11 protein-coding genes are annotated in these 15,281 nt (G+C 68.1%); 7 read left to right on the top strand and 4 right to left on the bottom strand.

Annotated features, from left to right (window positions below):
- Positions 1-169: 169 nt before the first annotated feature.
- Positions 170-1,198, top strand: a complete 1,029-nt coding sequence (gene gnd, locus AB0C34_RS09830) for a phosphogluconate dehydrogenase (NAD(+)-dependent, decarboxylating) (RefSeq protein ID WP_357069393.1) — start codon at positions 170-172, stop codon at positions 1,196-1,198.
- A 122-nt stretch (positions 1,199-1,320) separates the two neighbouring features.
- Here the strand turns inward: gnd and AB0C34_RS09825 are convergent, their stop codons facing one another.
- On the bottom strand, positions 1,321-2,643 hold the full coding sequence (locus tag AB0C34_RS09825) for an acetyl-CoA C-acetyltransferase (protein ID WP_357069391.1): 1,323 nt from the start codon (positions 2,641-2,643) through the stop codon (positions 1,321-1,323).
- 207 nt (positions 2,644-2,850) lie between these two features.
- On the opposite strand from AB0C34_RS09825, the gene AB0C34_RS09820 reads away from it, so the two are divergent.
- Together AB0C34_RS09820 and AB0C34_RS09815 are read left to right on the top strand one after the other, a co-directional pair.
- On the top strand, positions 2,851-4,209 hold the full coding sequence (locus tag AB0C34_RS09820) for a 3-oxoacyl-ACP reductase (RefSeq protein ID WP_357069389.1): 1,359 nt from the start codon (positions 2,851-2,853) through the stop codon (positions 4,207-4,209).
- A complete protein-coding gene (locus tag AB0C34_RS09815) occupies positions 4,209-5,069 on the top strand; it encodes a MaoC/PaaZ C-terminal domain-containing protein (protein WP_357069387.1) in 861 nt (286 codons plus the stop codon). The genes AB0C34_RS09820 and AB0C34_RS09815 overlap by 1 nt, the downstream gene beginning before the upstream one ends.
- A 96-nt stretch (positions 5,070-5,165) precedes the next feature.
- Here the strand turns inward: AB0C34_RS09815 and AB0C34_RS09810 are convergent, their stop codons facing one another.
- The 3 genes from AB0C34_RS09810 to AB0C34_RS09800 form a co-directional block, all read right to left on the bottom strand.
- The gene (locus tag AB0C34_RS09810; RefSeq protein ID WP_357069385.1) at positions 5,166-6,419 is read right to left on the bottom strand and encodes a DUF5685 family protein; all 1,254 of its coding nucleotides are present in this window, start codon (positions 6,417-6,419) and stop codon (positions 5,166-5,168) included.
- Positions 6,420-6,530: 111 nt separating this feature from the next.
- Complete coding sequence (locus tag AB0C34_RS09805; RefSeq protein ID WP_357069383.1) at positions 6,531-7,130, bottom strand: TetR/AcrR family transcriptional regulator; 600 nt, start codon at positions 7,128-7,130, stop codon at positions 6,531-6,533.
- Between the two features lie 100 nt (positions 7,131-7,230).
- Positions 7,231-8,406 (bottom strand): glycoside hydrolase family 3 N-terminal domain-containing protein, encoded by a 1,176-nt coding sequence (locus tag AB0C34_RS09800; RefSeq protein WP_357069381.1) that lies wholly within the window; start codon positions 8,404-8,406, stop codon positions 7,231-7,233.
- Positions 8,407-8,715: 309 nt separating this feature from the next.
- Here AB0C34_RS09800 and AB0C34_RS09795 point away from each other — a divergent pair, with 309 nt between their 5' ends.
- The 4 genes from AB0C34_RS09795 (at position 8,716) to AB0C34_RS09780 (ending at position 15,258) form a co-directional block, all read left to right on the top strand.
- The gene (locus AB0C34_RS09795) at positions 8,716-9,189 is read left to right on the top strand and encodes a universal stress protein (protein ID WP_357070120.1); all 474 of its coding nucleotides are present in this window, start codon (positions 8,716-8,718) and stop codon (positions 9,187-9,189) included.
- Positions 9,190-9,279: 90 nt separating this feature from the next.
- Complete coding sequence (locus tag AB0C34_RS09790; RefSeq protein ID WP_357069379.1) at positions 9,280-10,374, top strand: isochorismate synthase; 1,095 nt, start codon at positions 9,280-9,282, stop codon at positions 10,372-10,374.
- Between the two features lie 185 nt (positions 10,375-10,559).
- Positions 10,560-10,730: a DUF2613 domain-containing protein gene (locus tag AB0C34_RS09785; protein WP_357070118.1), complete on the top strand. Its 171-nt coding sequence runs from the start codon at positions 10,560-10,562 to the stop codon at positions 10,728-10,730.
- Between the two features lie 73 nt (positions 10,731-10,803).
- Positions 10,804-15,258, top strand: a complete 4,455-nt coding sequence (locus tag AB0C34_RS09780; protein ID WP_357070116.1) for an alpha-(1->3)-arabinofuranosyltransferase — start codon at positions 10,804-10,806, stop codon at positions 15,256-15,258.
- Positions 15,259-15,281: the final 23 nt, after the last annotated feature.

The following is a 15,281-nucleotide window of genomic DNA, read 5'->3' as shown; positions in this document are numbered from 1 at the left end:
CGCAGGTGCCGGGTCGGGGGTCTGGCAACTACGCGGAGCCGAAATGTCTATCGGTACGACGCGCGCGGCGTTACACCCGTCGGACGAACCGTGACCGATCCCACGCGGGACAATCGATGGACAACCTCTCACCACACACGCTCGACCAGAGACAAGGGAGATGGATGGTATGCAGCTGGGAATGATCGGTCTCGGCAGGATGGGCGCCAATATCGTGCGCCGCGTCGTCGTGGACGGACACACCGCAGTCGGATACGAACGCCACCCCAAGCACATCGGCGAACTGAGTGCCGAGCTGGGTGCCGATTTTCAGGGCTCTACCGATCTCGCCGATTTCGTCAGCAGGCTCGAGACGCCGCGCGTGGTGTGGGTGATGATTCCCGCAGGCGCTACCAGCACCGTGATCACCCGGGTCGCAGAGTTGCTCGAGCCCGGCGACATCATTATCGACGGCGGCAACAGTCGGTATCACGCGGACATCGAGCGGGCCGCGCAGCTGAAGCCCCAGGGCATCCACTACCTGGATATCGGCACCTCAGGTGGCGTTTTCGGACTGGTCCGCGGCTACTGCCTGATGATTGGCGGCGAGGCCGAGCAAGTGCGATACCTGGACCCGTTGCTGAAGTCCATCGCGCCGGGCCTGGCGGCGGCCGAGCGGACACCGGGGCGGGGCGGGGCGGCCTCCACTGCCGAGCAGGGCTACCTGCACTGTGGACCGGCGGGCGCGGGGCACTTCGTGAAGATGGTGCACAACGGCATCGAGTACGGCATGATGGCCGCTTACGCCGAGGGCCTGAACATCCTGCACAAGGCGAACTGCGGCGCGACGAACGCGGGCGAATTCTCCGCGGAAGAAACGCCGCTCGAGCACCCCGAGTACTACAGGTACGACATCGACGTGCCCGAGGTCGCGGAAGTGTGGCGGCGCGGTTCCGTGGTTGCCTCTTGGTTGCTAGATCTCACGGCCGGAGCCCTGCACGCCGACCCGAACCTGGAATCGTTCTACGGCCGGGTATCGGATTCCGGCGAGGGCCGCTGGACGATCGATGCCGCGATCGACACCGGTGTGCCCGTGCCGGTGCTGTCGTCCGCTTTGTTCGCGCGGTTCTCCTCTCGAGGCGATTCGCTGTACGCGGACAAAATGCTCTCGGCGATGCGCCAAGCGTTCGGCGGGCACCTCGAGTTACCTGGGAAGTAGCCGACAAATACGACGAATACGGCCCCGGACGGAATTCCGGTCAGGGGCCACATTCGTTGTGCAGCAACAGCTTCAGCGGCGGCCGGATCCGGTTCCGGACCGGACCGCCCTCGCGTCCGCGGCTATCGCTCGACGATGGCGACCACGCCCTGACCGCCCGCGGCACAGATCGAGATCAGCGCCCGGCCGGACCCCTTTTCCGCCAACATCTTCGCGGTGGAGGCGACGATGCGACCTCCGGTCGCGGCGAACGGGTGACCAGCCGCGAGCGAAGAACCGTTGACGTTGAGCTTGCTGCGGTCGATCGAGCCGAGCGCGCCGTCCAAGCCGAGGCGCTCCTTGCAGTAGGCGTCGGATTCCCATGCGGCCAGGGTGGCCAGCACCACGGAGGCGAACGCCTCGTGAATCTCGTAGTAATCGAAGTCCTGCAAGGTCAGCCCATTGCGGGCGAGCATGCGCGGCACAGCGTAGGTCGGCGCCATCAGCAGACCGTCCGGGCCGTGGATGTAGTCGACCGCGGCGACTTCGCTGTCGACCAGGGTTGCCAGCACCGGGAGGTTGCGCTGCGCGGCCCATTCCGGACTGGACAGCAGTACCGTGGACGCGCCGTCGGTCAGGGGGGTGGAGTTACCCGCGGTCATGGTCGCGTCGCCGGCTCGCACGCCAAAGACCGGCTTCAGGGTGGCCAGTTTTTCGATCGAGGAGTTCGGCCGCAGATTGTCGTCGCGGGTCAACCCGAGAAACGGGGTGATCAGGTCGTCGAAGAAGCCGCGATCGTAGGCGGCGGCCATGTTCTTGTGCGACAGATACGCCAGTTCGTCCTGCGCCTCGCGCGCGATGCCGAATTCTTTGGCGGTGATGGCGGCGTGCTCGCCCATGGACAGACCGGTGCGCGGTTCGGCGTTGCGCGGGATCTCGATGCCGAGCATGGTGGGGCGCAGGTGGCCGACCAGCCGGAGGCGATCTTTGGTGGTCTTGGCGCGGTTGGCGTCGAGCATCCACTCACGCATGCTTTCGCTGACGCCGATCGGGGCGTCGGACGTGGTGTCGACGCCACCGCCGACGCCCACCTCGATGCGGCCGGCGGCGATCGCGTCACCAACGGTGACAACCGCCTGAAGGCCGGTACCGCAGGCCAGTTGGAGGTCATGCGCCGGGGTGTAGGGGCTGAGTTTGCTGCCGAGCACGCTCTCCCGGATCAGGCCGTGCTCACCGACCCGCTTCAGGACTGCGCCGCCGACGACCATGCCGAGCCGCTCGCCCTGCAAGCCGAAACGGCTGACCAGGCCATCCAGCGCGGCGGTGAACATGTCCTGATTGGAGGCGTGCGCGTACGCCTTGTCGGAACGAGCGAACGGAATCCGGTTGCCACCCACGATCGCGACCGGGCGGGTGGTCTTACCGGTTTTGGCGGTGCTCTTCGCCGAACGGGCTTTGCTAGTCACTCGAGTCTCCAAGGTCTCGTGGATGGATGTCTCGGCGGCCGGTGTCGACGCGGGAAATCCACGCAGACCGGCGCCTGTCCGCGGTTGTTTACTTTAAACTTACTCTGGAGTAAGTTTGTTGTCGATACGTACCCCGCGAAAGTGCGCCAGAAAACCATGCCGGGGCGACCCCAGACCGCGAGACAGACCTCAGAAAAGGTAGGAATAGTGGCAGCCAGCAAGAGTAAGGGTGCTCCCAACCTCTACGGATCGTTCGTACACTCCGCCCCCGGCGCGTTCCTGGCAGGCAAACTCGGCCTACCGCGACCGGAGACCCTGCGTCGCTACGTCAAGGGCGAGCCGCCGCTGTCGGGCCCAGTGCTGATCGGCGGCAAGGGCCGCGTCGCCGAACCGATCCGCGCTTTGCTGTCGGACTACACCTTCGCCGACACGCCGACTACCGGCACCAAGTACGGCGCCCTGGTGTTCGACGCCACCGGCGTCGGCTCGATCGAGGACCTCTCCCAGCTGTTCGAGTTCTTCCAGCCCGCGATGCGCAGCATCGCCTCGTCCGGGCGCATCGTGGTCATCGGCACCACGCCCGAGCTGGTATCCAGCGCCGAAGAGCAGATCGCGCAGCGCGCACTGGAGGGCTTCACCCGCTCGATCGCGAAGGAACTGCTGCGCGGCGCGACCACCCAGCTGGTGTACCTGCACCCGGAGGCGTCGGCTGCCGCGACCGGCCTCGAGTCCACCCTGCGCTTCCTACTCTCGGCCAAGTCGGCATTCGTCGACGGCCAGGTCATCCGGGTCGGCAAAGCGGACGCGTCCGCCCCGGCCAGTTGGGACCGCGCGCTAGAGGGCAAGGTCGCCGTCGTCACGGGCGCGGCGCGCGGGATCGGCGCAACCATCGCGGAGGTGTTCGCCCGCGACGGCGCCCGGGTGATCTTGGCCGATATTCCGGCAGCCGGCGAGGCGCTGTCCCAGACCGCGAACAAGGTCGGCGGCACCGCGCTCGCGCTCGATGTCACCGCCGCCGACGCTGCCGAGAAGCTGGCCGAGTTCGCTACCGAGCGGTTCGGCGGCATCGACATCGTCGTGCACAACGCGGGCATCACCCGCGACAAATTGCTCGCGAACATGGACGAGAGCCGCTGGAACTCGGTCATCACCGTGAACCTCGCGGCGCCGTACCGGATCACCGAGGGCCTGGTTGCCCGCGGCGCGCTGAAGGAGGGCGGGCGCGTGATCGATGTGTCATCGATCGCCGGTATCGCGGGCAACCGTGGCCAGACCAATTACGGCACTTCCAAAGCGGGCGTCATCGGCATGGTCGACGCCGAGGCGCCGAAGCTGGCGGCGCACGGGATCACCATCAACGCGGTCGCGCCCGGATTCATCGAGACCGCGATGACCGCCGCTATCCCGCTGGCCACCCGCGAGGCGGGCCGCCTGATGAGTTCGCTGCTGCAAGGTGGACAAACCGTCGATGTCGCCGAGACCATCGCGTACTTCGCGAACCCGGCCTCGAACGCGGTGACCGGCAATATCGTTCGGGTCTGCGGGCAGAGCCTGATCGGAGCATGATGACGCACACGATCACGCTGACCGAACCGCCGAGCAACAGCAGCCTGTTCGTCAAGGCCGCGCTCGGCGCGGTGCCGTTGCTGTCGTCGCGCAAGTCGACGGTGCCGGACCGAGCCGTCCAGCTCGACGGTGTGCGCGTGAACCCGGATCATTTGGCGGCCTACTGCCGGGCGACCGGTCTGCGGTTCGGCGACGCACTGCCGCTGACCTACCCGTTCATTCTCACCTTCCCGCTGGCCATGCAGCTGGTAGTGGCGCGGGACTTCCCGTTCGTCGCGGTGGGCGCAGTGCACGCGCGGAACCTGATCGAACGCACCCGCGACATCTCGGTGAGCGAGCCGTTGGACATCCGCACCCACGTCGAGAACCTGCGCGAGCACCCGAAAGGGTTACTCGTCGACGCGATCAGTGCCGTGCGGGTAGGGCGCGAGCTGGTGTGGCACCAGGTCACCACCTTCCTGCACCAGCAGCGCACCTCGCTGTCGGGCGGCCCGAAGCCAGAGCCGAAACCGGAGGAGGTTCCGCCGCCACCGCTGCGTACGCTGCGGGCCGATCAAAAGACAATCACCCGGTACGCTGCCGCGTCCGGTGACCACAATCCGATCCATACCTCCACGTTGGGCGCCAAGGCATTCGGCTTCCCGAGATCGATCGCGCACGGCATGTGGTCGGCGGCGACCGTGCTCGGCGCCATCGAGGGTCGCATCCCGGAGCACGCCACCTACGCGGTCAAGTTCGGCAAACCGATTCTGTTGCCCGCCACGGTAAACGTGTACGCCGACCAGGCCGAAGGCGGCTGGGACCTGGCGTTGCTCCACCCGAAGAAGGGGTACCCGCATCTGACGGCCACGTTGCGCTGAGTCGACCGTTCGCTGCGGCCGCACTCCGACTTGCGCTGTCGGAGTGCGGCTGGCAACGATGTCGACCTACGAAACCCGCCGATTCGGGCGAGCAGATCAACAACCGCAGTCACAGTCACAGTTGCAGCACTCGCATTCGCAGCAGTTACCGCAGCTACCGCAGTCGCCGCAGCTGCCATCGCAATCGCAGTTCTTGATCCACGCCTCTTTGCGCTCGCCGGTACAGGGCCGGGTGTGGTCGGCACAGCAGGCGTAACCGGTGCAGTAGGCCCCCAGGATGAGGGCGAGCGATTCACCGATACCGGGTCGACGGGTAGGCGGGCGCCGGCCCGTCCCGCGCGCGTGCCCGTGCGGGAGGTCGACGGTGCCGCGCGCGCCGGAGCAGCTGTGCGCAACGAATGTCCCGATGCCGCTACCCAGCCGACGCAGCACCGAGGCCAGTGGGTCGAGCAGCATCCATCGGACGGTGGGCACCCGACTGAGCTCGGCCGCCGCGATCGCCGAGCGCAGACTCGAATTAGATTGCCGCAGTTGCTCGTACGCCGCGGGAATCGTCGTCCCGGTGACCGCCAACGGATTGAAGCGGTTGTGCGCCACGTCGTCGTCATAGTCGGTGACGGCGTCGGCCAGATGCGCGATCCGGCCGAACTGCCAGCCTGCTTCGCGCAGTGCCTCGACGTTCTCCGGTCGACCGGCCAGTACTGCGGTGTGCGCGAAAAACGCCGACGCGCATAGTTGGGTCGGCGCGGTCAGCATGGTCAATGGGTCGGCCGTGGACCCCATCGCCGATCGCCAGTGTGCCGACGCGCCAAGCGTGTCCGGCACGAACGGAATGGTGTGGCTCGAGTTGTACACGACGGCCGCGTCCCTCGCGGCTTGCTCGAGCATCGTCTGGACACCGAGCGCGGCAACTAGCGGTTCGACATCCAAGCCGATTCGCGCTGCGCTCACGCGCGCGTCCTCGGCCCAGCGAGTGGCTGCTCTCGTCAACGGCGTGCGGGCGAGCGCAGTGACGTCGCCATCATCCACGTGATCGCGAATCTTGCCTGCCGCCAACAGCAACGAGGCCGTAGTGGCGAGTTGCACGCCAGGCGAATCGGCGGTCGCCACGGACGCGCGGCGCATTCCGCGCAGCGGGCAGGGCGCTGCTGTAGTGCGTACTACCGAGCCGGACTGCGCTTCGGTGAGCATGCTCAGCACCAGCGCGTCCTTGTTGGTGGCGATGCGAGCGAACTGACCGTGCCCGTCGCGCAAGCCGAGACACAACCCGCACAGATGCGTGCGCCACTCGGCCGCATCGATTCCGTATTTCTGAGCGCCGTGCGCACACGGCCTGAGCAACCCGAACACTTCCGCCCCATTTCCCCCGACTCGATCGAATGAGCCGGTCCGCGTTTCCGAACCCCCGCACTCTGACAGTCCGTCAAGCCGGTGGGCAAGCGGTGGGGCGGATGCGGCGGGCTATTCGACCTTCTTTCGGCCCGCGAGCCCGCGCCAGGCCAGATCGTCGAGCAGGTCCACCGCCTCCGTGACCTCGATGCGACCGCTGGCCAGGCGGTCGGCGATCGCCTCGCCCGCACCGATCACGGCGACCGCGACAACGTCGAAGTTCGTTCCCGGTTCGGCGTGCTTGGCGCTGGACTCCAGCAGCTTGGCAGTCAACTCGATGACGCGCTCCCGCGCGTTCTCGATCTCCGAAGCGAACGCTTGCTGGCCGATGGCCTGCCGGTAGAGCACCTGCCAGGAGCGGCGATTACGGTCGACGAAGCCGAGGAACCCCTCCAGGGCGGTGCGGACCTGCTCATGCGGCGAGAGCAACGGGTTGCCGGCCGGCGCGACGGCTTCGATGAACCGCAGGCCCTCGCGTTGGATGCAGGCGCGGAACAGTTCGTCCTTGGAGCCGTAGTACAGATACAACATCGGCTTCGATATCTTCGCCTCAGCAGCGATCGCGTCCATCGACGTATCGTGGAAGCCCTTACGCGAGAAGACCTCCACGGCGGCGTCGAGCATCTGCTGCTCACGAACCGCCCGTGGAAGTCGCTTCGTTCCGCCCGCCATCCACACTCCTACCACATGGTGAATCTCACATATTACTCCAAGGTAAGTTTCGGCGGGGTCTGATGTGCTCCCCCCACGCCCAGCTTGGCCGCGCGGCGCGTCAGCAGCGCGGCAGCGTTCCCTTGAAACCAGCCATCCGCAACACCGAGGCGTCTACCTGCGCCATCGGCAGACGTCCATTCGCCACGGCCTGCTCCAGCCGATCGAGGACTTGGGATACCGCGTCGGTGGTGATCCACAGCGCGCTGTCGGCACCGGCGACCAGTGCGGCTTCGACCGCGTCCTCGATCGACAACCTGCTCGTGATCGCCGCCATACCGCCCAGGTCGTCGGTGAAGATCGGACCCTGGAATGGGGCCGCGCCGTAGCCGCTGCCACCCCGCAGCAGCGACATCGCCTCCGGGCTGATGCTCGCCGGGACGTTCGGGGTGGTCAAACCGGGCACGTCCAGATGGCCGACCATCACGGCCGCGCCCGACCCGATCAGATTGCGGAACGGCACCAGGTCGACGTTCTGCATCGCGTCCAGCGGCGGAGTGCGGACCACGCCGGTGTGCGAGTCGCCGGAGCCGGAGCCGTGACCGGGGAAGTGCTTCATCACCGTGCCGACACCGACCTCGCGCATCGCGCGGATGTAGGCGTCCGCGAACCGGGTGACGACGGCTGGGTCGTCGGAGAAGGAGCGGTCACCGATCACCGACTCGTCGGGCTGGGAGCTGACATCGACATCGGGGGCGAAGTCCACCGTCACACCTAGGTTCTTGAGTGCCTGCCCCCTGGTCAGCGTCGCGCGATAGTACTCGTCGGGGCTCATGGTCTGGGCCGTCACACGTGCCGACGGCACGGCGCCGATCAAGTTACGGACCCGGGAAACACGGCCGCCCTCCTCGTCGATGGTCACCATCAGCGGGACCTTGGCCGCCTGCTTGACCTGCTCGATCTCGCCGGAGCCGAGCAGGGCCTCGTCGGTCCAGCCACCGACGAAGATGCCACCGACCTGCTCGGTACGCACCACATTGGTCGCGTCGGCGGCGTCGCGCACGCCGACGGTCAACAGCTGGGCCAGTTTCTCCCGCGTGCTGAACTGCGCCAGATACCCCGCGGCGCAGTCCGGCGGTGCCGAGGAACTCACGGGGGTTGCCAACGCGGTCGTCGCATTCACCGAGGTAGACGACGCGGACGGCGTGGACGACGCCGCACTGGTCGACCCACCGCCCGAGCACGCGGTCGCGACGAAGGCAAGAACGGCAAGCACGAGCAGAGGCGTGTTCCGCATGAGAGTCAACGGTACTCGGCGAGAGAAAACGGACCCCATCCGCTACGCCCAGAACTGGCCGAAACGCCCACACGCCGCCAGGTCCGATAGTCGCGCGGGGATACATCGCGCGCGGATACGCAGCCTCCCCGGACACGGTGGCGCCGTACCGGATTCGACTACGAGTTACCGGTGTCGCACAACGGGCACGATCGCATGACCAAAGCAGTAAACGCGTCCGCCCAGGTCGTCGCGCGAATCATTGGGTTCGGGCGGGCCCGGCGGGGGTAATCTCGAGATATCGCCATGCGTCTCCACCGGGAGGTCATCGTGTCCTGCGATCAAATGCTCATCGCCTACGACGGTTCCGAGAATGCCAAGCGCGCCATCGAGTACGCCGGGCGCTTTCTCAGCGCGAACCGGGCGATCGTGCTGACCGCGTGGGAACCGATGGTGCGCCAAGCCGCTCGGCTCTCCGGGCTTTCCGGTGTCATGCAACCGGAATGGGTGCCCGACGACGAGATCGAGGACGTCGCGTATGTCGACGCCCGCTTCACCAACACGGAGGGTGTCCGGCTGGCCCAGCTCGTCGGCCTGAACGCCGAGGCACGCACGATCGAATGTACGACCACGATCTGGAACGCCATCATCGAATGTGCCGACGAGTTGGACGTCGACATCATCGTCGCCGGTACCCGCGGGGCCACCGGTTTGCGCGCCTTGGTGCACAGCAGTGTCGCCGACGCCGTTCTCAAGCACTGCCACCGCCCGGTTTTTCTCGTCCCACCCGAGAAGAACGCCTGACTCGCTGCGGGTCGCGGTCGGGTCCACTCATGAGATTTCGGTCGCTTTGGGCCGAGTCGAGGACCGCGGCGGGGTTAGGGTCGGGGCACTATGGATGGATTCCTGCTGGCTCAGCCCGACAACGTCGTGCGGGCGTACGGCAGTCGGGTCACCTTCGACGAGGCGGGCCGAGCCGTGGCGGCGCTACGGGATAAGACCGCGGACCTGATCGTCGGCGCGCTGCCCTTCGATCCGCGCCACCCGACGGCGCTGAGCGTGCCCGCACGCGCCGAGTACACCGCCGGCCCCTGGCGGCCGGCCGCGCTTCCCGACCTGCCCCCGGTGCGCGTGGTCACAGAGTTGCCGAGCCCGGCGGAGCATGTCGCGCGGGTAACGAAACTGGTTGAGCAGCTGAACGATTCGAAGCAATCGCTGCGCAAGGTGGTTGCGGCACGGTCGGTACTGGCCGAGGCGCACGAAGCACTCGACCCGCAGCTCGTCGTGGGCCATCTCCTGACCAGGCACCCGAACGCTAACGTCTTCGCCGTCGATCTGACCCCCGCGGGACGAACCGGAGCGACGCTGGTCGGCGCCACACCCGAGGTGCTGATCGCCCGCCACGGCGACGTGGTCACGCTGCGTCCGCTCGCGGGCACCCTGCCGCGGCGCGCCGACCCGGCGGGTGATGCCGCACAGGCCGACGAACTACTGGCCAGCACCAAGAATCGGGACGAGCACGCCTTCGTCATCGATTGGATCCGAGAGCGACTCGGCCCGGTCTGCGCCGAGTTGTCCATTCCGGACAGCCCGGAACTGATCAGCACCCATGAGGTCTGGCACCTCGCGACGCCGATCGCCGGACGCCTGCGCGACACCTCGACCACCGCGCTGGACCTGGCTCTGCTGTTGCACCCGACGCCCGCGGTCTGCGGCACCCCGACCGACCTCGCGCTCGACGCCATCGCGCAGGTAGAGCAGGATCGCGGGTTCTACGGCGGAGCCGTCGGGTGGTGCGACGCGCACGGCGACGGTGCGTGGGTGGTCGCGATCCGCAGCGCGGAGCTGTCGGCCGACGGACGGACGGTGCAGGCCTACGCGGGCGGCGGCATCGTCGCGGCCTCCGACCCGCAAGCCGAACTCGAGGAGACAACCGCGAAACTGCGGACCTTGCTCAGCGCCCTGCAGTGCGCCCTGCCCACGCATTGAGTTCGCCGACGACTCGGTCCGCACGCGCACGGCCCGTACGGCGGGATCCGAAGCGGGCTGACTCGGACGACGCTCAGCGCGGATGCGGCGCGTTGGGCGAGATGACGGCCTGAACGCATACAAATACCGGACGCCCTGCTAGGTTGGCCGGGAATGTGCCTGCATCGATGTATTGGAGTGCCGCGATGAAGTTTGCTGTCCCTGGTGTTGCGAGTGCGGTAGCCGGCGCCGTCGTGGGCGTGATCGGTGTTCTCCTCATCACCGTGGCAGTGCAGCAAAACTCGCGCCCGGAAATCGACCGCAGCGGTGACAAGGATTCCTCGTTGCTGAACAACGTTGAGTACGGCAGCCGCTGAGCCGCTGACCCCAGCTTCACCTGCCGACTCGCTCGGATCTTCAGCGGCGCCGGGGCAGCTCAGTACTGCGCCGCTGGGTAGACGGTGGTTCGCCGCGACCGTTGTCGTTGCGTTTCTGCTGACCTTTGCGCAGGCGCCCGGTCTCACGGTCGCCGACACGAAATACGACTTGGCCCAGAATCCGATCGGCTTCCTCGAGCGTGCGAGCCATTTGTGGAGTAGCCAGGCGCCGATGGGCCAGGTGCAGAACCAGGCCTACGGGTACTTCTTTCCACACGGTGCGTTCTTCTCGCTCGGTCACGTACTCGGCGTACCCGCCTGGGCGACCCAGCGGATCTGGTGGGCGCTGCTGCTGCTCGCCGGATTCTGGGGAATCATCCGCCTCTGCGAGATACTCGGCATCGGCACGCGCGGGTCGCGCATCATCGCCGCGGTCGCATTCGCGCTGTGCCCGCGGGTGCTGACCACGCTCGGGTCGATCTCGTCGGAAACGCTGCCGATGATGTTGGCGCCCTGGGTGCTGCTGGCGCCGGCCGCGCTCGGCATCGCCCACCGGGACCGTCGGCGCCGCGGTGGTGCCGAATCACCTGCGGGAAGTGCGCTGGCGTTGGCGCTGATGGGGGCGGTCAACGCGGTCGCGACGGTCGCGGCCTTCCTACCTGCGCTGCTCTGGTGGGCGGCGGCCTCGCCTGCGCTCACCCCGGCGCGTTCCTACCGACGGACTAGTTCCGACGCCCGGTCGGCCCCGCACAGCCCAAACCGCCGAGACTGGTGGAGGTTCTCCGCGGCGTGGATTCCCCTGCTCGCGCTCGCCACATTCTGGTGGGCGGTACCGCTGCTGCTGCTCGGCCGGGTGAGCCCGCCGTTCCTGGATTACATCGAATCCTCCGGCGTGACCACGCAGTGGGCCGCACTCGGCGAAGTGCTGCGCGGCACCGACAGTTGGACGCCGTTCGTCTCGCCGGAACGGATCGCCGGCGCGGTGCTGGTGACCCAACCCGCGGCGGTGCTCGCGACCGGGCTGCTCGCAGGGGCGGGCATGGCCGGACTGGCCATGCGATCGATGCCGTATCGCGGCAGGCTCGTGGTGATCCTTTGCGTCGGGCTGGTCGGCATCTGCGCGGGGTACGTCGGCGAGCTGGGTGGCCTGTTCGCGGAATCGGTGCGGGTGTTCCTGGACTCCGGCGGCGCTCCGCTGCGCAACGTGCACAAGTTGGAACCGCTCATCCGCATTCCGCTGGTAGTCGGCCTCGCTCACCTGCTGGCCAAGGTCCCGCTGCCCGGCTCGGTGCCGCTTCCGGTGTGGCGCGGCGCGTTCGCGCACCCGGAACGAGACCGGATGGTCGCGGTCGCCGGGCTGATCCTGACCGCCCTGGCCCTGTCCACCTCGCTGGCCTGGACCGGCCGGCTCGCACCGCGCGGCGCCTACGATCAGGTGCCCTCCTACTGGCAGCAGACCGCGGACTGGTTGCGGCACAACGCGTCCGACACCCGCGCATTGGTGGTCCCCGGCGCGCCGTTCGGCAGTCAAGTCTGGGGACTGACCCGCGACGAACCGCTCCAGGCGTTGGCGAGCACGCCGTGGGCGATCCGCGATGCGGTGCCGCTGAATCCGCCGGGAACGATACGCGCGATGGATTCGGTGCAGCGGCTGGTCGCCGACGGGAGGCCGTCGTCCGGGCTGGCCGCGACACTGGCCGGGCAGGGCATCGGCGTCGTGGTGCTGCGCAACGACCTCGATCCCGAGACTTCCCGGTCCACTCGTCCGATGCTGGCGCACCAGGCGCTGGAAGGCTCCCCCGGCCTGAGCAAGGTCGCCGAGTTCGGCGGCCCGATCGAACCGCTGGTAATCGGCGACGACTTGGTAGCCGACGGCGACCTCCGCCCTCCTTATCCGGCGATCGAGATATATCGAGTGGACACGAAGCCGCCGGGTTCTGCCACCGAGGTGCGCGCAGGGACCGGCGCCCCGGACCGGTTCCCCGGCGCCTACAGTGTCCCGCTCGAACGTGTTCCGGTCGTACAGGGTGGCCCGGAGGTACTCGAACGACTGCACCGCGACCAGCAAGGGACCGGCACGCCCACGCTGTTCGCCGCAGACGCGGTGCGCGCCGGACTGCGCGTCGGACCGCTCACTGTCACCGATACCCCGATGGATCGCGAGACCGACTTCGGCCGGGTGGACAACCACAGTTCCGCGCTCCGCGCTCCCGACGACGCGCGGCGCACCTACAACCTGGCGCCCGACTATCCGGTGTCCGGAACCGAACTGGTCCGTGGCGAGTGGTCCGGCGCGACGATCACCGCGTCGAGTTCGGCTGCGGATGCCACCCAACTCGGGGGCGCGGCACCGGGCAGTTCGACCGCGGCCGTCGTCGACGGCGATCCGGCCACCGCCTGGATCAGCAATGGCACCGAACGTGCGTTGGGACAATGGCTTCGGCTCGACCTCGATCGGCCGGTCCAGGTCGGGCAGCTGAACCTGACCACCAGTTCGGCCGCGATTGGCGACCCGGTCAAGTGGGTCGAGATCCGCACCGCCAACGGCACCGTCTCGGTCCGGATTCCGGAACCGGGTACACCGGTCTCGGTATCCTTACCCGCCGGCACGACCGACTGGCTGACCATTACGGCCATCCGCACCGAGGGCGGTTCCAGCGGTGGGCAGTTCGGCATCAGCGAACTCGCCCTGGACGACTACTCGGTCCGTGACGCGCCGGTTCGCGTCGACATCCGGCATCGGACCGTGCTGCCGCCCAGCACAGCGGGCGCGCATGTCCACACATGGGACCTGGGTCAGGAATTCCCCGGTCGCAGCGCATGTTTCGATGCACCCGACCGGGTCAGGTGCAGCAAGGGCATCGCGCTGGCGCCGGAAGAACCAGGCGCGTTCGAGCGCACCCTCGTGGTGCCGGAGCCGATGGCGGCTGCCCCGGAGTTGACGGTCCGCACCAGGCAGGGTCCGGCACTGGAGGCGTTGCTCACCGACCCCCACCGCCCGGTGGCCCGGGGCAAGGCCGACGTGGGTGACCTACGCGGGGCCGCGTTCGCCGCGACCGACGGTGACCGGCGTACGAGTTGGACCGCGCCGGAGGAGTCCGTCCGGAACCTGACCGGTGGCAGGCCGACGCTGACGCTCGAGCTGCCCGAACCCGCCCTGATCACCGGGCTGGAGCTGACCCCCTCGCTCGGTAATCTCCCCGCCGCGCCTACCTCGGTGACGGTGAATCTCGGCGACGGCCCCCAGGTACGTCAGCTGGACCGACCCGACCCAGGCGTTCCGGTACGCATCGACCTGTACCCCGCGGTGACCGATCGGATCGAACTCAGCCTGCGGACCTGGACGCCGGTGCTGGACCAGACCGCGCTAGGTTTCGCGCAGACCCAGCCATCCGGCTTGGCCGAGGTGTCGGTACTGGGTCCGGACTATCCCGAAGCCGCGCCGCTGGATCGTGCGATCACCATCCCGTGCGCGCTCGGCCCGACGATCGAGGCCGACGGCCGGATCCTGCACACCACCATCACCGCCGGCACTGACGAACTCCGTTCCGGCGCACCGGTGCCCGCTCGGGTCTGCCCCGACGACACCGCCGAGCCGGCAGTCGCGCACCGTGAGTTCGCGCTGCCGAAGGGCCGGGTCGACGTGACAGTCGAGCCCACCGACCTGTTCTTCGTCGATCGACTGCGTTTGAACCGGACCGATCCGAGTTCCGTCGACACCGCGTCACCAGACCGATCCGCACCGCCGCAGGACCAGACCGGCCTGGCGGCCACTCCCCCCGACCGCCGCACCGTCGATCCACAACGACCGGACCACACCGAACCGGAGTCCCCCGCGTTGCCTCGGTCGGATGCGGCCACCCGCCTGCTCGTGCTGCCTGTGAGCACGAATGCCGGTTGGCGCGCTACGACGTCCGAGGGACGCGTCCTGGTGCCGCTCGTGGTCGACGGCTGGCAACAAGCCTGGCTGCTACCTGCCGACAACACCGGCCCGGTCACGATCTCCTTCCCGGTGGACCGGTGGTACCGCCTGGGCATCTTCGGTGGACTCGCGCTGCTCCTGCCGCTGGCGGTCCTCGCGATTCCGCGCCGCGCCCGCACGCGCGCCCGCCCTGCCGCAGCTCGTCCCGAGCCGGTTCGCACGGCCTCCGATTCGGCGGCCGATACCACCGAGCGAGATGTCGATACGACACGTCCAGTTTCGGATTCCGAGCCGCGTACCTGGGGCAAGAGGTGGATGGGCGCGATCATGTTGGCCGGTGCGACCACGCTGATCGCGGGCCCGATCGGCGCGGTCGTGACCGTACTCGCGCTGGCCGCGACCCGTTTGGCGCCGCACCTGGCGCCGCGCGCACTCATCATCGTGGCGGGCGCCGGGACGATGCTGTCCGCCGCCGCATTGTCCACCGGGCCATGGCGCTCGCCCGACGGCTATATGGGCGGGTCGCTGCTGGTGCAACTGCCCGCGCTGCTCGCGATCGTCGCCGTCGGGATCGCGGCGCTTCCGCACCGACGCGACGCAGGCTAAGCCGCGCCGTTCCGCCAGACCTA

The sequence above is a fragment of the Nocardia sp. NPDC049220 genome (assembly GCF_040647855.1).
Classification (GTDB): Bacteria; Actinomycetota; Actinomycetes; order Mycobacteriales; family Mycobacteriaceae; genus Nocardia.
Note: the sequence above shows the minus strand (reverse complement) of the source record. Positions and strands in the feature narration are given on the sequence as shown.